The sequence below is a fragment of the Ruegeria sp. AD11(2025) genome, from assembly GCF_056542405.1.
Map to the genome: position 1 here is coordinate 171,029 of NZ_JBQFZU010000007.1, position 19,898 is coordinate 190,926.

Genomic DNA, 19,898 nt, shown 5'->3' on the forward strand with positions numbered 1-19,898 from the left:
ACCTAGAATCTTGCTGAGGCGCGCGGGTTAGCGGATCACTCAGTCGCTGTCAATTTGTGGGGACGTCTTCGACCACACCCACGATCGGCCCCAGTGAGAAGCCGACATCTGACCGGTTGCCAACCCGTTCATACATCCGCGAGATATTGCCATCCAGGAACAGCGCGTTCGGTGTTTTCAACACATCCCGAAACAGGCTGCCGAATTCGTGGAAGGTGACGTAGTCTTCCGAGATCGCAAACACCGCGCGCGTACCATCGGTGCTAGTGCCGACCCCGTTGCGCACGTAGCGCGAGTTCGAATCGGACAGGAAACGCGGGTGCAACTCGCCGTCAATCACCAGCATTGGGCCGGATTGGGTGGCAAAACGGCACCTGGGCGTCTGGTCCAGATAGTCCAGCGTTTCGAACACATCGGCGCGACCGTCACGGATGCAGAACACGCCGTTGGGCAGCAGGCCGAAATTGCCGGGCCCGGCATTGGGGATCACGCGCATTTGCTCCTGACCCTCTTCGACATAATGGCCGACCGGCGAGCGGTCGTCGTGATACATGCCCGCGTTCATCGCAAAGGCCAGCCGTTTGCCGCCGGGAGCCAGCGCCTCGTTCACCGAGGAGAAATGCCCCAGTAGATCGCCGTCTTCATCGTTCAGAAACAGGCGAAGGTCTTCGGATGCGGCATCCACTTCGCAGATGGTGTACCGCTTGTCCTCGTGGGTCAGCTTTTCACAGGTGACCGCAGAGGCCTGCGCCGCCCAGAGGACTGCGCCCAAAGTGATCAGACTGCGGATCACTCGTCCAGATCGCGGCGTACCGCGTCCTGTTCGAACATCCGGCGGGTGTCGTCCAGACGGTCGAACGTGTCATCCAGACGGAACCGCAGATCGGGTGAAAACTTCAGACCAACCTTCTTCCCGACCATGCGCCGCAGCTCACCCTTGTTGCGGGCCAGCAGGTCGATCACGTCCTCTTGGCCCTTGCCGCCCAGCGGCAGCACATAAGCGGTGGCGATCTTCAGATCGGGCGAGGTGCGCACCTCGCCTACGGTGATCGACATTCGGTTCAGGTCGGGGTCGTGGACATCTCCGCGCGCCAGAACCTCGGACAGGGTGCGGCGGATCAGTTCGCCGACGCGCAGCTGTCGTTGGGACGGGCCGGGGCCATCGTGGAATTTGTTCTTTGCCATACACCCCGATCTAAGCGCAAAGCGGGGCTTTGCCAAGCGGGCGCGAACGGGGTAGGAGGCTTTGAGCCGACTTTATGAAAGGGACCAGCGAAATGACCCATATTCCGGGTATCGTCATCACAGGGGCTTCGGGCCGTATGGGGCAGATGCTGATCAAGACCGTGACCGACAGCGATCAGGCGCGTCTGGTCGGCGTGGTCGAACGCGCGGGTCACGACTGGATCGGTCAGGACGTAGGCACGGCGATGGGCGGACAGGCGCAGGGCGTCTTCGTGACCGACGACCCTCTGGAGGCGTTTGCGCAGGCGCAGGCGGTAATCGATTTCACCGCGCCCGAGGCAACGCTGGAATTTGCCGCCCTGGCCGCGCAGGCGCGATGCGTCCATGTGATCGGCACCACCGGCATGAGCGATGATCAGATCGCGGCGCTGGAACCGGCAGCGCGCCATGCGGTGATCGTGCGGGCCGGGAACATGAGCCTCGGTGTCAATCTGCTGGTGCAACTGACCAAAAAGGTCGCCGCTGCGCTGGACGAGGATTTCGACATCGAGGTGATCGAAGGCCACCACCACCACAAGGTCGACGCGCCCTCTGGTACCGCCTTGATGCTGGGCGAGGCCGCCGCCGAGGGGCGCGGGGTCAATCTGGCGGACGTGTCCGACCGGGGTCGCGACGGCATCACCGGTGCGCGTCAACGCGGCAATATCGGTTTTCACGCCATTCGCGGCGGAGACATCGTCGGCGAACACGATGTCCTGTTCGCCGCCCCCGGCGAACGTATCGTCCTGCGCCATCTGGCCACCGACCGCGCCATCTTTGCCCGCGGCGCGCTGAAGGCAGCGCTGTGGGGGCAAGGTAAAGCGCCCGGTCAATATGACATGGTGGATGTGCTGGGATTGTAAATTAATAATACGCGCTCACGACAACAAAAACAAAGAACGCTAGAATCCAAAACAGCACTGCAACAAAAAGCGATGCGAACTGTAGCATGGCAAAGTGAAAGTGATTGCTATTCGGGACGATCCGAATCCCATTGGGTACGTTCAGGTCGTCGCATATTTCAGACCTAAACCACATATTGCATGCCCCGTGGGCATTCAGAAGCAATTGTTTGCGTGTCGGCGGAAAGCCCCGTGTTCTGATCCAGAACTCAACAAACTCTTCCCGAAAATTGAAAATTGGGAAGGCCGACGTGAGAAAAATCATTGCGCCCCATGATGTAAGAACGATGACGACCACGTACCCGACTAAAATGAGAATCAAAGTCAGCAACCCTAAACCCTCGCAATCACGCAGCTCAAATTAGCGAAACGAGGTCAGTCCGGGCGGCTCGGTGCCGTCCTGTTCGACCTGTGCGAACAAGGCGCCCAGCCGCTGATCCCAGGTTGCGAACTGGCCGGTGACCGCATAGGTCAGGCGCTCGGCTCCGATGGAGATCCCCAGCGGCGCGGCCTCTCCGCCGATGACGATCTCACCGATTTCGGTCCAGTTTGCCGATGGCGGATAGGTGCCGGGGGCGGGTTCATCCGTTTCCCCCACGCGGTAATACACGCCCATGGTTACGATGTAGTCTTCGCCAAACGGATCGGGGAAGAAAAAGCCCGAGGCATCGCGTGCTGCCAGGGCTTCGGCCTCGTCACGCAGCAGGACTTTTTCCGCAAAAGGCAGGCCCATCTCGTCCAGCACCGGGCGCATGTCTTCGGATTGCGGCACGCTGACAAAGGCGATGCGGGACGGGTCGAGACCGAACCCCTCGGTCAATAGGCGCATCATCAGGCGGGTCGCAGCCTGACCATCGGCGTCCTTAGGGTGACAGCCGACCTCATGGAACAGGGGCAGCACGTCTGGGCGGTGTTTCTCGTCTACATCCGCCACCCGTGCCAAGGGTTGAATGACAAAGGCGTTGGACGGCAGTGCGGACTGATCAAAATCGTGCCGCAAGCCACCGTTATAATCCGCGTCCCCGGATACAATCGAAAGCGGATCGGACTCGGCGAAGCCAAGCTCTGCGAATAACGTTTTCAGGCGCGTGAGCGTATGGCTGAAGCCCTGTTCAAACGCCTCATTTTTGTCGGCTGCAGCAAGCGTTACATGCGGCAGCAGCGTTCCGACTGTTGCCGCGGTTCCCAACTGGACGACCCTACGTCTGTTCAGTCCCATTTGATGCCTCCCATGCCCGTTGGACGTGGGGCGAGCGTATCACAGATGTTGGTGGCAAGGGTTAAGGGTTTCAGAAAGCGATTTTTTAGAGATCCCGAACCTGGTCCGCACGCAACGGGCAGGCGAGGTAGACGCCGAATTCCTTGCCGATATCCGCGCTGACCCGTGCGTGAACCGCGCCTTGTCTGTCAAGGAAACGTTGGTTGTCCTCAGCGGGGAAAACCCCCTCATGCCAAATGCCGGGATGGATATAGAGCCCGCGCGAGCCGTCGCACCAGAAGGCCACCACCTTGTCGGGCGTCAGGTTGTCTCCGGGCAAAGCGGCGGGGATGATGAAAGGCTTGTTGTCCAGCGGCCAGAACATCTGTCCGCCATCAGGGTGGTAATTCATGTGCCACAGCAACACCTGATCGCGCGGCGCGGTTTGGCGTTCCGCCTGCGCCTGCTGCGGATCTGTCGACCAGCCCAGCACATAGTGACCGTTCACCGCTTCGTTCCGGCCATAGAGCACATCGCCCTTCCATTCGCCGTGGAACGTGCCCTCGACCCAGCCGCCTTCGTCACCGGTGCCCTCGTCGATGGGGCGCCAGCCTTGCTGCGGCCAGCGGGTGATCTCGATCTCGAAACCTTCGGGGTCATCGACCAGACAGCCATAGCCTTTGACCGACTCGTCGGTGGCGCGGATCAGCGGAACCTCGTGCCACGGCAGCGAGGGTTTGGTGCTGGCCTCAAAGATATATTCCGGCGCGTTCATGACGTAACCAAATGTTTGTCGACCATGCGCTGCACCATCGGTGCGAAATAGGCAAAGTCGGGCGTTTCCATGTCCGGGCGCTTGCCCGCTTCGTCCAGATAGCGGACCTGGATGATCTCTTTGAGGTTCGGGTTGGCCTCAAACGCGGCTACCTCCTCGGCGCTCATCGGGCCGCCCTGCAGTTCCAGCGTGTGGACCGAGGCGTCGGACAGGCGGTTGAAATACTCGGGCTTGGTGGCACAGAGATACCGTTTGGCCGCCACGTGGTAGCGGCAGCAATCTGTGATGACTGACGGGAAAAACTGCTCCAGCACCTCGGCACCTGCGTCCTCGTGGTGACGGTCTTCGGTGTCGTCGGGGTGATAGCTGCCAAACTCGGAGGTGAAATGGCCGATATCATGCAGCAACGCGCCGACGATGATTTCCTCGGGCATCCCGTTCTGCTCGGCGATGGTGGCGCCTTGCAGCATGTGTTCGGCCATGGTGACGGGCTCGCCCAGATATTCCTCGCTGCCGCGGCGGGTGAAGATGTCTCCGATGAAATCGACGATATTGTCCCGGTGCAGGGTCGAAAAATCCGGTTTCATTCCGCTGCCTCCGGTTGTGCCATATCCATTGCCGCCAGTGTCGACAGAAGCCCGTCCTTGTCAGCGTAGCAGCCTTGCAACCAACGTGAGCCTGCGCCGGAATAGCCCAACCGCGCATGCAGAACGCGGGTGTTGTCGACGATGAAGCTCTCACCCGGTTCCAGCTTGAACGACACGCCCATGGCCGGGTCATCGATGATCTCGCCCAGTTGACGGTAGGCGGCGTAATAGGCCTCCATCCGGTCAAACGGGATATCGACCAGCGGCGCGGTCGAGCGGTTGTTGAAGCGGATGCCGATCAGTTCTCCGTCCGGCGACAACTCGATCATCGGGCGGCGCGAGCGCAGGCAGACGCCATCCGAGCCCTTGTATTCGAACCGCGCGGGGTAGCCCGCCAGAAGGGCGAAGCCTTCAGGGTTCTGGTCCCGTAGTTTTTCCACAGCGCGGAAACCGTCGACGACGATGGAGTCCCCACCCTCGGCGCTGTTTTCCAGACAATACAGGATCTGCAGCGTCGGCACCGGGTCGCGATAGGGGTTGTCGGTATGGGCCTGCAAGCCCAGCCCGGTATAGGCGAGGTTGGTCGGGTTCACCTCGGTCCGGACCTCGAAATAGGGGCCGTAATTGGTTTCACGCACGTAACCGAACAGATCAGCCACTTTCAGCAGCGATTCCGGCTCGGTCGGGCCGCCGGTCAGCTTGGCGAAACCGTATTCCGCGACGGCGGCCAGCCAGCCGCGCTTGGCTTCGGGGTTGGCGTGGACCTGATCCCAGTCGCCGCTGGGCGCGGCGATGCCGCGTTCCCAGGTTGTGATACCAGGGGCGGTGCGGCCGATGTCCTGCGCATGGGCGCGGTCATAGCTGTGGTCGGCCAGCCAGGTGGCGGGGAAGGTGACGGTTTTGCCTTCGGGCTGGAACGTCACGGTCAGATCGCCATTGGAGACTTCGGCGGCGCTGACCGAAATATCGGCGGGAATGTCGCCGATTGTGATCAGACGTTGGCCGTTGCCCGGTGCGCGGGTCTCGGGGTCCAGCGCGTTGTCGCGCAGCCAGATGGCGTGGAAACGGGCCTGGGTGCCGGTGTCAAACTCGACGGTCACGACCGAGGCATCATGGGTGGCGGTGCGCAGCATGGGGGTCTCCTGTTCGGCGCGGCTTTGCTTGAGGAAATACGCGCCCCGTGGCATTACGACAATTAATCCTTATTGCTGCTGAGGCTTGGAAAAACTTATGACTAAGAAAAAGATCGGATTGCCGCCATTGGACTGGCTGCGCGTGTTCGAAGCGGCCGGTCGATTGGGTGGGTTTTCCGCCGCCGCCAAAGAGTTCGGGCTGACTCAGGCAGCCGTCAGCCAGAGGATCGCAAATCTTGAAGCGTGGCTGGGTCGGACGCTGTTCGTGCGCGAGGCGCGGGGTGTGTCGCTGACGGTTGAAGGCGAAAGCTATCTGCCACTTGTTCAGGATAGTTTGCAGGCGTTGGAGCGCAACACCGAGGATCTTTTTGGCAAGTCCCCGCGTGAGCTGCGCGTCGCGGGCCTGTCCTCCCATATTGATGCGCTGGTCCTCCCGAACCTTCCTGAATTTCTTGAGATGCGGCCCAAGGTGCAGGTCCTGACGGATTCCGTGGCGCGCCGATCTTCGCTGGATGAGGAGAAGACATGGCTGCAAATCCGCTATGGTCGTGGCGCGTGGCCGGGGCGCGAGGCCGCCCTGATCGCGCAGGAGGTTCTGGTGCCGATGGCCGCGCCTGGAGTCGCGTGGGGAGCGCCGCTGGTCGATCAGCGCGGCGAGCGACCAGGCTGGCGCGAGTGGGCTACGGTTGCGGGGATGGATGATTTACCACACGCTCGGGCCAGCTTCGATTCAATGGGTCACGCGATCGCGGCGGCCCGACAGGGGATGGGGGTGGTTCTGGGCTCGGTGCCGTTGGCGTCGGGACAATTGCGCAGCGGGCAATTGTGCAGGCTGGAGCTGCCGAAGCTGGAAACGCGCGAAGGCTATTGGCTGACCTGGCCCGAGGATCGGGTGCGGTCGAAGAAGCAGCGCGCGTTGATTGACGATTTTCTGCAGGCGCTGCGGGGCTGAGCGATCAGAAGTCGATCGCGATGCCTTTCTTTTCCCAATCGCCGTAACGGGCCGGGTCGGGACCATCGCGCCCACCCAGTTCCTTGGGCATCTCTTTTGCCTCAGCCTCGGCCTTTTTGCGGCGCTCTTCGGCCTCGGCCAGCGCGCGTTGGGCGGCAGGGGGCAGGTCTTTGCGGTCGTCGCTCATGACATCGGGTTCCTTTCCGTGCAGGGTCTTGATATACGCCCCCGTCCGCGGTTGGCAATGCGGGCGAGGGTCACATCAAAGGCGGTTCCATGTCCGACAACGCAACAGCGGCGCGACGCAGCGCGATCTATCTGCTGGATCAGATTCTGGGGGAAGGCCGGTTGCTGTCCGAGTGTCTGGCAGCAGGCGCGTTGGATCGGCTTGAACCGGAAGATCGCGCGCGGGCGCAACGCCTGACGTTGGAAACCCTGCGCGGGCTCGAACGCGCCGACCGTCTGTTGGACAACCACCTGAACCGGACGCCTGCGCTGACGGTCCACAACGCTCTGCGCCTCGGCGCGGTCGAGCTGTGCCACGGAGAGGCCGCGCATGGTGTGGTCAATTCCATGGTCGAGATCCTGGGCCGGTCGCGCAAGCATGGCCGCCTCAAAGGCCTGGCCAACGCGGTTCTGCGTAAAGTGGCCGCCGAAGGGCCCGATGCGTGGCCCAAGATGCGGGTGCCGCGCCTGCCGGAATGGCTGCGCGATCCGCTGATCATGGCGTGGGGTGCCGAGGCCATCGCGGGCATGGAGCAGGCCCATTTTACCGGTGCACCGCTGGATATTACCTTAAAGCCGGGCGCGAGCGGCCCCGGAGACACGCTGCCGACCGGGTCACTGCGGATACAGGATGCGGGGCAGGTTTCGACCCTGCCGGGGTTCAACACAGGCGACTGGTGGGTGCAGGACGCGGCGGCGGCGTTGCCGGTGCAGGTGCTGGCGCCCAAAACCGGTGAAACCGTGCTGGACCTCTGCGCCGCGCCGGGGGGCAAGACGCTGCAACTGGCCGCAGCCGGGGCCAAGGTCACTGCGCTGGATATCTCGGACTCGCGGCTGGAGCGGGTGCGCGAAAACCTCAAACGCATCGGCCTGAAAGCCAACGTCATCGCGGGCGATGCACTGGAGCATCAGGGCCAGTACGACGCCATCCTGCTGGACGCCCCCTGTTCGGCCACAGGCACCATTCGCCGGCACCCGGATTTGCCTTTTGCCAAGGACGGCTCGGAATTTGGTGGGCTGATCGAGTTGCAGGCTCAGATGCTGGTCCATGCCTGGACCCTGCTGAAACCCAGCGGACGGCTGGTCTATTGCACCTGCTCCCTGCTGCCGGATGAGGGCGAGGTTCAGGTCGAAGAGGCCCTGGAACAGTATCCGGACATGGCGGTGGATCGCGATGCGTTGAACATCGCCGGGATCGAGCCGGGCTGGATCACCGAAGAGGGCGGCCTGCGCCTGCGACCCGATTATTGGGCGGATCGCGGCGGGATGGACGGGTTCTATATCGCCTGTCTGAACAAATCCGCCTGACGCGACGCTTTTCGGTGACTTGACGATCCGCGCGGTCTATCGTTGGGTCTCAAGCGCCAGCAGAGCGCAAGGGGCAGAGTAACGAGCGTCATGTCGAACTCAGATACCATGACCAACCGGTGGGCACGGTTTCAGAACCGTCTCTATGCGCGGTTGAGCCAGCGGCGCAAGGCGGTCACCGGGTTTGTGTCCGAGCCTGAGCCGCGCACTGTGGGATCGTTTGCGCGTGGGCGGCAGCTGGTTGCAGGTAATCTGCTGTTTGCCGGTTTTCTGGTTGAGGCGCAGGATACCAACCTGTGGGACGTCACCGCCCCAAGCACTGGTTTCGACGATGAGCGCCACGGCTTTTCCTGGTTGGATGATCTGGCAGCTGTCGGGGACATGCGAGCGCGGGATAAGGCGCAGCGCTGGGTCTGGGGCTGGATCGAGACGCACGGGCGCGGGCAGGGGTACGGATGGGCACCCGAACTGACCGGACGGCGGGTGACGCGGTGGATCAACCATGCAGTGTTCCTGTTGCGGGGTATGGATGAGAAACAGGTCAAACTTTTCTTCCACGCGCTGGCGCAGCAGACATGGTTCCTATCCAAACGCTGGCAGGCCGCCACGCCGGGGCTTCCTCGGTTCGAAGCATTGGCCGGGCTGGTTCAGGCTGGGCTGGCGTTGAAGGGGCTTGAACAGATGGCCGATCCGGCCCTGCGCGCACTGGCGAAAGAATGCGAAAAACAGATCGATGCAAAGGGCGGCATTCCAACCCGCAATCCCGAAGAACTGTTGGATGTCTTCACCCTGCTGTCGTGGACTTCGGCCGCGCTGAGTGATCTGGGGCGGGGGACGCCTGCCGCTCAGGCCGATGCGATTAAGCGGATGGCGCCCACGTTGCGCAGCCTGCGCCATTCCGATGGTGCGCTGGCCCGGTTTCACGGCGGAGGGCGCGGGGTTGAAGGCCGTCTGGATCAGGCGCTGGCCCAAAGCGGGGTTCGACCGCAGCACGCGCGTGGTTTGGCAATGGGGTTTGCCCGTCTCTATGCAGCTCGGACCAGCGTGATCGTAGATGCCAGCGCGCCGCCCAAGGGGGCCGCATCCTTGAATGCCCATGCTTCGACCCTTGCGTTCGAATTGACCTCGGGGCGGCGGCCTCTGATTGTGAATTGCGGCTCGGGCGGAAGCTTCGGGTCTGAATGGCGGCGGGCCGGGCGTGCGACACCGTCGCATTCAACCCTGTGTCTGGATGGTTACTCCAGCGCCCGGCTGGCTCCTGCGGGGAATGGCGGCGAGAGCGAGGCGCTGATCGATGCGCCGCAAGAGGTACCGGTGGATGCTGAAGAGGCATTCGAAGGCACGCGCTTTATGGTCGGACATGATGGCTACACCAAAACCTTCGGCCTGACCCATGCCCGTACTTTTGAGCTGCGGTTTGACGGGCGCCAATTGACCGGCGAGGATATTCTGCTGACTGCCACCGACAAGGCTAAGCGGCAGTTCGACAAGGCGATGGATGCCTCGGGCCTCAAGGGCGTTCGCTATGACGTCCGGTTTCACCTGCATCCGGATGTGGACGCGGCCATCGATTTGGGCGGCGCGGCGGTGTCGATGGCGCTCAAAAGCGGTGAGATCTGGGTTTTCCGCCATGACGGTGTTGCAAAATTAGCCGTCGAACCAAGCGTTTATCTTGAAAAAGGTCGATTAAAGCCACGCGCGACAAAACAGATCGTTCTATCCGGGCGCGCAATGGAGTATGCGACCCGCATCCAGTGGACGTTGAGCAAGGCGCAGGATACAGCCTATGCCGTGCGCGACCTGCACCGGGACGAGCCCGAGTTTGACTGACGCCAAAAGGACCTTTGGACCCATGACCGACCTTCACCCCGTGCGCCGCGCGTTGCTTTCCGTATCCGATAAGACCGGACTGATCGAACTGGGACAGGCGCTGTCCGAGCGTGGGGTCGAACTGCTGTCGACCGGCGGCACCGCAAAGGCGCTGCGCGATGCGGGGCTTGCGGTGAAGGATGTCAGCGAGGTGACCGGCTTCCCCGAGATGATGGATGGCCGCGTGAAGACCCTGCACCCGATGGTGCATGGCGGCCTGCTGGCCCTGCGGAACAACGACACCCACGTCGCCGCGATGACCGAGCACGGCATCGGTGCCATCGACCTGCTGGTGGTGAACCTCTACCCGTTCGAGGCCACCGTGGCCAAGGGTGCCGATTACGATGAATGTGTCGAAAACATCGACATCGGCGGCCCGGCGATGATCCGCGCGGCGGCCAAGAACCATGCGTTCGTCAACGTCGTCGTAGACGTCGAGGATTATCAGAAACTGCTGGGTGACATGGACCAGCACAGTGGCGCGACCTGCCCGAAATTCCGCCGCAAACTGGCGCAAAAGGCCTATGCCCGCACCGCCGCCTATGACACTGCCGTGTCCAACTGGCTGGCCGACGCGCTGGAGCTTGAGGCCCCCAAACGCCGCGCCTTTGCCGGCGAGCTGAAACAGACCCTGCGCTATGGCGAGAACAGCCACCAGTCGGCGGCCTTTTACACCGATGGCTCGGGCCGCCCCGGCGTTGCGACCGCCGTGCAGCATCAGGGCAAGGAACTGAGCTACAACAACATCAACGACACCGATGCGGCGTTTGAGCTGGTGGCAGAGTTCGACCCGGCACAAGGCGCTGCCTGTGCCATCATCAAACACGCCAACCCCTGCGGTGTGGCCAAGGGCGCGACTCTGTTGGAGGCCTACAAGGCCGCCTTTGACTGTGACCGTACCTCGGCCTTTGGTGGCATCGTCGCGCTGAACCAGCCGCTGGACGCCGAAACCGCGCAGGAAATCACCGGAATTTTCACCGAGGTTGTGATTGCGCCGGGCGCATCGGACGAGGCCAAAGCGATCTTTGCCGCCAAGAAGAACCTGCGCCTGCTGACCACCGAAGGTTTGCCGGATGTGACCGCAGGCGGCAAAACCGTGCGTCAAGTGGCCGGTGGCCTGCTGGTGCAGGACAAGGATAACGGTTTTGTCGGCATGGACGACCTGAAGGTGGTCACCAAAAAGGTCCCGACCGATGAGCAGATGCGTGACCTGCTGTTTGCCTGGAAGGTCGCCAAACACGTCAAGTCCAATGCCATCGTTTACGTCAAGAACGGCGCGACCGTGGGCGTCGGTGCAGGACAGATGAGCCGCCTGGACTCGGCTATGATTGCCGCAAAGAAAGCCGAACGCATGGCCGACGCGCTGGGCCTGCCGCAGCCGCTGACCATTGGCTCAGCTGTGGCCTCGGACGCGTTCTTCCCCTTCCCTGACGGTCTGATGGAGGCCGCCGAGGCGGGTGCCACCTGCGTCATCCAACCCGGCGGCTCGATGCGCGACGATGAGGTGATCGCAGCTGCGGACGAGGCCGGTCTGGCCATGGTCTTTACCGGCATGCGCCATTTCCGTCACTGATGCGCTATCGCCTTCTGTTCTGGGCCGCGCTGGCCGCGTTTCTGATCGACCAGGTCAGCAAGTATCTGGTCGTTCACGTTATGCGCGTGGCCGAGGGTAATATCGACGTGCTACCACCTTTGCTGGTATTCAAATACGGCGAGAATCGGGGCATCAACTTTGGCCTTTTCCAAGGTGATACCGACACTGCCCGCTGGGTGCTGATCGGTGTCTCGCTGGTCATCTCGGTCGGTGTGCTGATCTGGCTGATGCGCACGACCCCGCCGAAACTGATGCTGTTCTGTGGCGGGTTGCTGATCGGCGGGGCGCTGGCGAATGTGCTGGACCGGGTGATCTATGGCTATGTTCTGGATTTCCTGAACATGTCCTGCTGCGGCATCAACAACCCGTTCGTGTTCAATCTGGCCGATGTGTTCATCTTTGCAGGTGCCATCGGGCTTGTGTTGTTCGAGGGCAAAAAGCCCTCGTGACGCGCCGGGTGATATGCGATAAAAGCGCCTGAAACTGGCTGGAGACTCTGATGCGGTTGTCGCGATCCATTTTTGCTGTGACACTGATTCTTGCGGTAGCGGGATGTGCCGATATCGGTTTGCGCCATCTTGAGGCACCGGGACAGGGGCCGGATGAATTCTCGGTCATGCCGGTGGAACCGCTGACCCAGCCCAAGGACTACAAGTTCCTGCCTGCGCCCACGCCGGGTGGGACAAACCTGACCGACCCGAACCCGAAGGCGGACGCAATCGTGGCACTGGGCGGCAGCGAGGCAGCATTGAATGCCAATGCCGCCATCCCGTCCACCGATGCAGCGCTGGTGACGGCCTCCAGCCGCTATGGTGTTCCTTCCAACACGCGGCAGGTTGTCGATACCGAAGATGCCGAATTCCGCAGAAAGCAGGGCCGCCTGACCCGCCTGCGCCTGTTCAAGGTGGACCGCTATACGCAGGTCTACCAGCGTCAGGCACTTGATGCCGACGCGCAAAACGAAGCGGCGCGCCGTGCGGGGATCGAGACCCCTTCTGCACCCCCGGCTGATGAATAAACCTTAACTTTCCGTCATCGGCCTTGAACCTGCGCCGCACCACCGTAGTTTGAACATCATTAAACGAAACGGAGGACGCCCCATGGTTCGGGCTCTGGCCTTGTCTGCCGCCCTTTTCGCCGCCACCCCTTTGATTGCCAAAGAGGGGCACGAGGCGGTCACAACCTTCACGCTGGACAACGGCATGGATGTCGTCGTGGTCGAAGATCACCGTGCGCCCATCGTACAGCACATGGTCTGGTATCGTGCCGGATCTGCGGATGAGCCGGTCGGCTCGTCCGGTGTGGCGCATTTCCTGGAACACCTTCTGTTCAAAGGCACCGATACGCTGGCGCCGGGTGAGTTCTCGGCTACCGTTGCTGCCAATGGCGGTAATGACAATGCGTTTACGTCTTATGATTACACCGCCTATTACCAACGCGTCGCCGCAGACCGGCTGGAATTGATGATGCGGATGGAGGCGGATCGGATGCGCAACCTGCGCCTCAGTGAAGAGGACATCGTCACCGAGCGCGACGTGATACTCGAGGAACGCAATCAGCGCACCGACAACAGTCCGCGCGCTCTGTTCGGCGAGCAGATGAGCGCGGCGCAGTACCTCAACCATCGCTATGGTGTGCCGATTATTGGCTGGCGGCACGAGATGGAGACACTGGACATGGAGGATGCGTTGTCCTTCTACCAGACCCATTATGCGCCCAATAACGCCATTCTGGTGGTGACCGGCGATGTGGAGCCCGATGCGGTCAAAGCGTTGGCCGAGCAGTATTATGGTGTCATCCCAGCCAATCCTGACCTACCCGAACGATTCCGCTCGCAAGAGCCGCCGCAGACTTCCGAACGTCGCCTGACCTTCAAGGATGCGCGGGTGTCGCAGCCCTATGTGCAGCGCAGCTATCTAGCGCCCGAGCGTGATCCGGGTGAGCAGGAGAAAGCCGCGGCGTTGTTCCTGCTGGCCGAGTTGCTGGGCGGCAGTACCACGTCATATCTGAACGAAAAGCTGCAATTTGAACAGCAAATGGTCGTTTATGCCGGGGCCTTTTACCGAGGTGTGTCGTTGGACGACACAACCTTCGATCTGCTGGTTGTTCCGGCGCAGGGCGTGTCTCTGCAAGAGGCCGAGGACGCGATGGACCAGGCTGTGGCTGATTTTATCGCCGATGGTGTCAACGAAGAAGATCTCGACCGCATCAAGATGCAACTGCGTGCGGCCCAAACTTTTGCGCGCGACAATGTGGACGGGATCGGCAACCGATATGGCCGCGCCCTGACCAGCGGTCTAACGGTCGAGGATGTGCAGGCCTGGCCCGATGTTCTGCAGGCCGTGACGGGGGATGAGATCATCGCCGCGGCCCGCGAGGTACTGCAATCCGAAGCATCGGTCACGGGCTGGCTGATGCGCGACGATGAGGTGACGCAATGAAACGGATTTTCGCAACCCTGATCGCCTTTGTCATCGCGTTGCCCGCATGGGCCGAGATCAAGATCGAAGAGGTCACCTCGCCCGGTGGTATCAAAGCCTGGTTGGTCGAGGATCACTCGATCCCTTTCACCGCGCTGGAGATGCGCTTTCGCGGCGGCACCTCGCTGGACGAGCCCGGAAAACGTGGCGCCATATACTTGATGAGCGGGCTGATCGAGGAAGGCGCAGGTGACATGGATGCCCGTACTTATGCGCGCGAACTGGAATCGCTGGCGGCCTCGTTCAGTTACAATGCGTCTGATGACTCGGTCTCGATCTCGGCACAATTTCTGACCGAGAACCGCGATGAAGTGACCGACCTGCTGCGTACCACCATTCACGAGCCGCGTTTTGACGAGGATGCAGTAGAGCGGGTGAAGGCGCAGGTTCTGTCCGGCCTGCGGTCCGATCAGACCGATCCCAACGATATAGCCAGCCGTAATTTCGCGCAGGTGGCCTATGGCGATCACCCCTATGGCACCGAGGGCAAGGGCACGATTGAAAGCGTCAGCGCGCTGATCCGCGCCGATGTCGTGACCGCCTATGACAATGTCTTTGCCAAGGATCGGCTTTATGTCGGTGCCGTGGGTGACATCACCCCTGACGAACTGGGTGTGTTGCTGGACAAGTTGCTGGCTGATCTGCCTGAAACCGGCAAGCCGATTCCGGACCGTGCCGATGTGAGCATCCCCGGCGGGATCAGCGTGGTTGAGTTTGACACCCCGCAATCGGTGGCCTTGTTCGGCCATGCGGGCATCGACCGCGACGATCCCGATTTCTTTGCCGCCTATATCATGAACCACATTCTGGGTGGTGGTGGGTTCGAAAGCCGCCTGATGCAGGAAGTGCGCGAAAAACGCGGCCTGACCTATGGCGTGGCGACCTATCTGGTACCCAAGGATTTGGCCTCGGTCTATATGGGGTCCGTGTCCTCGGGCAATGACCGCATCGCCGAAGCGGTCGAGGTGATCCGCGACGAATGGGCGCGCGCTGCGACTGAGGGTGTGACCCAGACCGAACTGGACGAGGCCAAGACCTATCTGACCGGTGCCTATCCGCTGCGGTTCGATGGCAATGGCCGGATCGCCGGGATCATGGTCGGGATGCAGATGGAGAACTTGCCCATCGATTACATCGCCACCCGCAACGACAAGGTGAACGCTGTTACTCTGGACGAGGTAAACCGCATGGCCCGCGAGTTGCTGGACCCCGAAGGACTGCACTTTACAGTCGTCGGTAAGCCCGAAGGGCTGGAAACCACGAATTGATGAAAAGGGGGCTGAGTACGCCTCAGCCCTTTTTCCCTGCCGCGCTGCGCAGCATCTGCCCCATCATCTGACCAAATTTGCCCGAGCCGCGCTGATACAGCGCCCCGTCCACGGCCAGTACCGTGCCGCTGATATAGCTGGCCAGATCGGAGCTGAGGAACAGGCAGGCATTGGCCACATCCTGCGGCTGACCCCAACGGCCCAGAGGCACATCGCGGCGCAGTTCTTCATGGGCGTTTTCGGTGGGTGCCAGACGTTTTGCGCCTTCGGTCCCTTCGATGAAGCCCGGAACAACCGAGTTCACCCGGATGCCTTCAACGCCCCATTCCATCGACAGGGTGCGCGTTATTTGATCAACGCCCGCCTTGGCGGCGCAGACGTGGGATTGACCTTCGTACGGCAGATAGGACTGCGGGGCCGAGATGTTGATGATGCTGGCGCCGGGGCGTTTGAGATAGGGGTAGGCCCCTTTCATCACATGGACCGTGCCCATCAGGTCGATATCGATCACGGTCTTGAACGCATTGACCGACATCTCGGCCGCAAGTGCGGGGAAGTTGCCCGCCGCACCGGAAACCAGCACGTCGAAATCACCGAACGCGTCGTGGAACTGTTTCAGGCCCGCTGCCACCGCCTCGGGGTCGCGCACATCAAAGGCAGCACCAATGGCGTCAGCCGCGCCCGCAGCCCTCAGCGCGGCGACCGTATCATCCACCTTTTCCTGGGAGCGGCTGGCGACGGCCAGTTTGGCACCCGAGGCCGCAAAGGCCTCGGCAATGCCGCGATTGATACCGCTGGTGCCACCTATGACGATGACGGTTTGTCCTGAAAAATCCATTTAGGCCTCCCTTGGCGGGAGCCCTACTCGCCGTAGGGCACCCAGATGTTTTTTACTTCGGTCGCAGCCTGCAGGAAGCGGCGCGAATGGTCCACGCCCCAATCAAATGCCGTCGCGTTATTGACCCAGGTCCGTTTCAGGTTTCCGGCTGAGACGACCTCGATCTCTTTCGACAGATCGGTGGACGAGAACGACCAGACCGCGTCGACATTCAGGTGTGAGGCCAGCGGTTTCGCCAGTTCCGCGTGGCTGCCGGTCAGGATGTTGACCACGCCAGCGGGCACGTCGGAGGTTTCGAGGATCTGGTAGAAATCCGTCGCTGCCAGCGGATAGGGCTCGCTTGCCGCCAGCACAACCCGGTTGCCCATCGCAATTGCCGGTGCCATGACCGAGACCAGACCCAGCAGCGGCACCTCATCCGCGCAGAGCGCGCCGATTACGCCCACCGGTTCCTTCATCGCAATGGCAACGCCCCGGATCGGCACGCCGTGAACCTGACCGTCATACTTGTCAGCCCAGGCGGCGGCGGTGAACAGGCGCTGGATTGAGGCGTCTACCTCTTTCGCGCCGGTTTTCCCACCGGTCATGGCGTCAATGCGCGCAGCGAATTCGTCCGCACGGGCCGAAAGGTTCTCGCCGATGTAATACAGAATCTGCGCCCGCAGGTGACCGGTGGTTTTGGACCAGCCCTTGGCGCCCGCCGCAGCCTCAACCGCGTTGCGCACGTCCTTGCGGTTGGCAATCCCTACATGGCCCAGCAGGCCGGACTTGCCCCAAACAGGTTTCGAATAGCCGCTGTCGGGTCGTGCCTGCTTGCCGCCGACATACATCTTGGCGGTGCGGTCAATGGGATCGACCGAAGCGCCCTCGCCCATGGTCGCCTCGACCTTGGTCAGCGGCTTGGCCTTGCCTTTGGGTTTTGTGTAGGCGCTCAGCCCTTCCCAGCCGCCTTCACGGCCAAAACCGCTTTCCCGCACGCCGCCGAACCCGGCAGCGGCATCGAACAAGTTGGTGGCGTTCACCCAGACCACGCCTGCAACCAGTTTGGGTGCAATATCCAGCGCAAGGTTCACATTCTCGGTCCAAACCGTCGCGGCCAGCCCGTATCGGGTGTTGTTGGCCAGTTCCACCGCCTCTTCCGGGGTGCGGAAGGTCGAAGACACAAGAACCGGGCCGAAAATCTCCTCCTGCATCAGCAGGTCGGAGGTTTCGAGGCCCGAGATCAGAGTCGGCGGGTAGTAGCAGCCGTTTTCAGGCAGCTCGCATGCGGCCTGATGGATATGACCTGCGGTGTTGCTTTCGACCATGCCCTTGATGGTTTGCAACTGGACCGGGTCCACAACCGCGCCCACGTCGATGCATTTGTCCAGCGGATCACCGACGCGCAGCTTGTCCATCCGCGCGCGCAGCTTCTCGTGGAAGCGGTCGGCGATGCCCTCCTGCACCAGCAGGCGAGAGCCTGCACAGCAGACCTGACCCTGGTTGAACCAGATCGCATCGACCAGCCCTTCGATAGCTGAATCAATATCGGCGTCGTCGAACACGATGTAGGCGGATTTGCCACCCAGTTCCAAGGTCAGTTCCTTGCCCGATCCTGCGGTCGCCTCGCGGATACGACGACCGACAACGGTCGACCCGGTAAAGGCGATCTTGTCCACGTCAGCAGCCACGATCATCTCGCCCACTGCGCCATCGCCGGTGACGATGTTGACCACGCCCTTGGGCAGACCGGCCTGCGAGCAGATATCGGCAAACAGCAGCGCGGTCAGCGAAGTGTACTCGGCCGGTTTCAGAACCACAGTATTGCCCATTGCCAGCGCCGGCGCGATTTTCCACGCCAACATCAGCAGCGGGAAGTTCCACGGGATGATCTGGCCGCAAACTCCCAGCGCCTCAGCGTCGGGCAGTTCACTCTCCATCAGCTGGGCCATGCCCGCGTGATAGTAAAAATGCCGCTGCGCCAGCGGGATATCGATATCGCGCGATTCACGGATGGGTTTGCCGTTGTCGAGGCTTTCCAGCACCGCAAACAGCCGCGCGTGTTTCTGCAGCAGTCGCGCAATGGCATAGAGATACCGTGCGCGGCCTGCGCCGCCCAGCTTCTCCCATTTCGGCTGGGCCTTACGAGCTGCGGCGACGGCGGCATCCACATCGGCCTGTTTCGCCTGTGTCAGCTTGGCCAGAACCTCACCCGTTGCGGGGTTGCGGCTGTCGAACCCTTTGCCGGGTTTGGTGAAGGCCCCGTCGATATAGTGGCCGAACTTGTCGCCCTGATCGACCAGCCAGGCCAGCGCCTCGGCGGCGCTTTCGGGGGCAGGGCCGTATTCCATGGTCTCGAAGATTTCTTTGACTGTCATTGTTCTTGTCCTCAGCCCATGGAGTGACGGTAGCCGGCGGAGTACGCGCCCGTTACATAGTGTTCCAACTGCCGTTCAATATCGCCCAGCAGCGACGACGCGCCAAAGCGGAACAGGTCCGGCTCCAGCCAGCGGTCGCCCAGCTCATCCTTGATCAGCGACAGGTAGACCAGTGCGTCCTTGGCCTTGGAGATGCCGCCCGCAGGTTTGTACCCGACCCGGTACCCGGTGCGGTCATAGTAGTCGCGGATCGCGCGGATCATCACCAGCGACACGGGCAGGGTGGCGTTGACGCTTTCCTTCCCGGTCGAGGTTTTGATGAAATCGGCGCCTGCCATCATGCAGACCAGCGAGGCGCGGGCGACGTTGCGCAGGCTGCCCAGCTCTCCGGTTGCCAGAATGGCTTTGACATGGGCATCGCCGCAGGCCACGCGGAAGGCTTTCATTTCGTCATACAGCGCTTGCCAATCGCCCGACAGCACGTGGCGGCGTGAGATCACGATGTCGATCTCTTCGGCTCCGGCCTTCACGCTTTCTTCGATCTCTGCCACGCGCAGGTGGAACGGAGACAGGCCAGCCGGGAAGCCGGTCGACACGGCCGCGACGGGGATGCCGGTGCCTTTCAATGCCTCAACTGCCGTTTCGATCATGTCGTGATAGACACAAACCGCGCCGGTGGTGATCGGCGGCATGTCCAGCGCCTGCAGTACAGAAGGTGCCACTGGCTGACGCGCCTTGGCGCATAGGCGGCGCACGCGGCCCACGGTGTCATCGCCGGACAATGTGGTCAGGTCGATCATGGTGATCGCCTTCAGAAGCCATGCGGCCTGATACTCTTTTTTAACCGACCGACGACCGGACAAGGTCGCCGCACGGCGCTCAATCGCCGAGGTGTTGGCCTGCACGGCGCGCACCCAGTCAAGATCAAGATCCATACCGGGGTTTCTGGGCTCGGTCACTTGCGGCAGATGCGCTGTGCGCACGGGGCTTTCTGAGCTCTGCGTATCCATCTTCACATCCTTTGGGAGGTTTGCGCCAAAATCGCACGGGTTGCGGATAAATGAAAGGCATACAGGAGCGGGAATGGTATATTTTTTGACCAAATGGACAAAATTGGCATTTTCTTGCGAATAATTCGCAATGGCGTTGACTTACTTGCGAATGGTTCGCATATTCATTTGCAACTGA

At 61.7% G+C, this 19,898-nt stretch carries 19 protein-coding genes; 9 read left to right on the plus strand and 10 right to left on the minus strand.

Annotated features, from left to right (window positions below):
- Positions 1–49: 49 nt before the first annotated feature.
- Positions 50–793 (minus strand): phosphodiester glycosidase family protein, encoded by a 744-nt coding sequence (locus ACR1XY_RS09455; RefSeq protein ID WP_480592499.1) that lies wholly within the window; start codon positions 791–793, stop codon positions 50–52.
- Entirely contained in the window at positions 790–1,185 is a 396-nt protein-coding gene (gene rbfA, locus ACR1XY_RS09460) for a 30S ribosome-binding factor RbfA (protein WP_480592501.1), read from the minus strand. Before rbfA ends, ACR1XY_RS09455 begins: the two co-directional genes overlap by 4 nt.
- A 92-nt stretch (positions 1,186–1,277) precedes the next feature.
- Here rbfA and dapB point away from each other — a divergent pair, with 92 nt between their 5' ends.
- Positions 1,278–2,087 carry a 4-hydroxy-tetrahydrodipicolinate reductase gene (dapB, locus tag ACR1XY_RS09465; protein ID WP_480592502.1) on the plus strand — a complete coding sequence of 270 codons (810 nt, stop codon included), beginning with the start codon at positions 1,278–1,280 and terminating at the stop codon, positions 2,085–2,087.
- A 400-nt stretch (positions 2,088–2,487) separates the two neighbouring features.
- Here the strand turns inward: dapB and ACR1XY_RS09470 are convergent, their stop codons facing one another.
- The 4 genes from ACR1XY_RS09470 to tmpA form a co-directional block, all read right to left on the minus strand.
- A complete protein-coding gene (locus ACR1XY_RS09470) occupies positions 2,488–3,345 on the minus strand; it encodes a hypothetical protein (RefSeq protein WP_480592504.1) in 858 nt (285 codons plus the stop codon).
- An 85-nt stretch (positions 3,346–3,430) separates the two neighbouring features.
- The gene (locus ACR1XY_RS09475) at positions 3,431–4,099 is read right to left on the minus strand and encodes an ureidoglycolate lyase (protein WP_480592506.1); all 669 of its coding nucleotides are present in this window, start codon (positions 4,097–4,099) and stop codon (positions 3,431–3,433) included.
- A complete protein-coding gene (tmpB, locus tag ACR1XY_RS09480; protein ID WP_480592507.1) occupies positions 4,096–4,686 on the minus strand; it encodes a (R)-1-hydroxy-2-trimethylaminoethylphosphonate oxygenase in 591 nt (196 codons plus the stop codon). Before tmpB ends, ACR1XY_RS09475 begins: the two co-directional genes overlap by 4 nt.
- On the minus strand, positions 4,683–5,819 hold the full coding sequence (tmpA, locus tag ACR1XY_RS09485) for a 2-trimethylaminoethylphosphonate dioxygenase (RefSeq protein ID WP_480592509.1): 1,137 nt from the start codon (positions 5,817–5,819) through the stop codon (positions 4,683–4,685). The genes tmpB and tmpA overlap by 4 nt, the downstream gene beginning before the upstream one ends.
- Before the next feature lie 97 nt (positions 5,820–5,916).
- Between tmpA and ACR1XY_RS09490 the strand changes: the two genes are divergently transcribed.
- Positions 5,917–6,771, plus strand: coding sequence for a LysR family transcriptional regulator (locus ACR1XY_RS09490; RefSeq protein WP_480592511.1), 855 nt, complete (start codon positions 5,917–5,919; stop codon positions 6,769–6,771).
- 4 nt (positions 6,772–6,775) lie between these two features.
- Here ACR1XY_RS09490 and ACR1XY_RS09495 read toward each other — a convergent pair whose 3' ends face one another.
- Positions 6,776–6,958, minus strand: coding sequence for a DUF1674 domain-containing protein (locus tag ACR1XY_RS09495; RefSeq protein WP_170326393.1), 183 nt, complete (start codon positions 6,956–6,958; stop codon positions 6,776–6,778).
- Positions 6,959–7,047: 89 nt separating this feature from the next.
- Here ACR1XY_RS09495 and ACR1XY_RS09500 point away from each other — a divergent pair, with 89 nt between their 5' ends.
- From ACR1XY_RS09500 to ACR1XY_RS09530, 7 genes are all read left to right on the plus strand, one after another.
- Positions 7,048–8,304 (plus strand): RsmB/NOP family class I SAM-dependent RNA methyltransferase, encoded by a 1,257-nt coding sequence (locus tag ACR1XY_RS09500; protein ID WP_480592512.1) that lies wholly within the window; start codon positions 7,048–7,050, stop codon positions 8,302–8,304.
- A 90-nt stretch (positions 8,305–8,394) separates the two neighbouring features.
- Positions 8,395–10,134, plus strand: a complete 1,740-nt coding sequence (locus tag ACR1XY_RS09505; RefSeq protein WP_480592514.1) for a heparinase II/III family protein — start codon at positions 8,395–8,397, stop codon at positions 10,132–10,134.
- 22 nt (positions 10,135–10,156) lie between these two features.
- Positions 10,157–11,746 (plus strand): bifunctional phosphoribosylaminoimidazolecarboxamide formyltransferase/IMP cyclohydrolase, encoded by a 1,590-nt coding sequence (gene purH / locus ACR1XY_RS09510; protein WP_480592516.1) that lies wholly within the window; start codon positions 10,157–10,159, stop codon positions 11,744–11,746.
- Complete coding sequence (lspA, locus tag ACR1XY_RS09515) at positions 11,746–12,216, plus strand: signal peptidase II (protein ID WP_480592518.1); 471 nt, start codon at positions 11,746–11,748, stop codon at positions 12,214–12,216. The genes purH and lspA overlap by 1 nt, the downstream gene beginning before the upstream one ends.
- A 50-nt stretch (positions 12,217–12,266) precedes the next feature.
- The gene (locus ACR1XY_RS09520; protein ID WP_480592520.1) at positions 12,267–12,785 is read left to right on the plus strand and encodes a DUF3035 domain-containing protein; all 519 of its coding nucleotides are present in this window, start codon (positions 12,267–12,269) and stop codon (positions 12,783–12,785) included.
- A gap of 82 nt (positions 12,786–12,867) precedes the next feature.
- Complete coding sequence (locus ACR1XY_RS09525; RefSeq protein WP_480592522.1) at positions 12,868–14,208, plus strand: M16 family metallopeptidase; 1,341 nt, start codon at positions 12,868–12,870, stop codon at positions 14,206–14,208.
- Positions 14,205–15,515 (plus strand): M16 family metallopeptidase, encoded by a 1,311-nt coding sequence (locus ACR1XY_RS09530; protein ID WP_480592524.1) that lies wholly within the window; start codon positions 14,205–14,207, stop codon positions 15,513–15,515. Before ACR1XY_RS09525 ends, ACR1XY_RS09530 begins: the two co-directional genes overlap by 4 nt.
- Positions 15,516–15,537: 22 nt before the next feature.
- On the opposite strand, the gene ACR1XY_RS09535 is transcribed toward ACR1XY_RS09530, so the two are convergent.
- Genes ACR1XY_RS09535 through deoC form a run of 3 tightly spaced genes read right to left on the minus strand, consistent with a single transcriptional unit; the run spans position 15,538 to position 19,720 of the window.
- A complete protein-coding gene (locus ACR1XY_RS09535; RefSeq protein ID WP_480592526.1) occupies positions 15,538–16,353 on the minus strand; it encodes an SDR family oxidoreductase in 816 nt (271 codons plus the stop codon).
- 23 nt (positions 16,354–16,376) lie between these two features.
- Entirely contained in the window at positions 16,377–18,710 is a 2,334-nt protein-coding gene (locus ACR1XY_RS09540) for an aldehyde dehydrogenase family protein (protein WP_480592528.1), read from the minus strand.
- Positions 18,711–18,721: 11 nt separating this feature from the next.
- Positions 18,722–19,720, minus strand: coding sequence for a deoxyribose-phosphate aldolase (gene deoC / locus ACR1XY_RS09545; protein ID WP_480592530.1), 999 nt, complete (start codon positions 19,718–19,720; stop codon positions 18,722–18,724).
- Positions 19,721–19,898 lie beyond the last annotated feature (178 nt).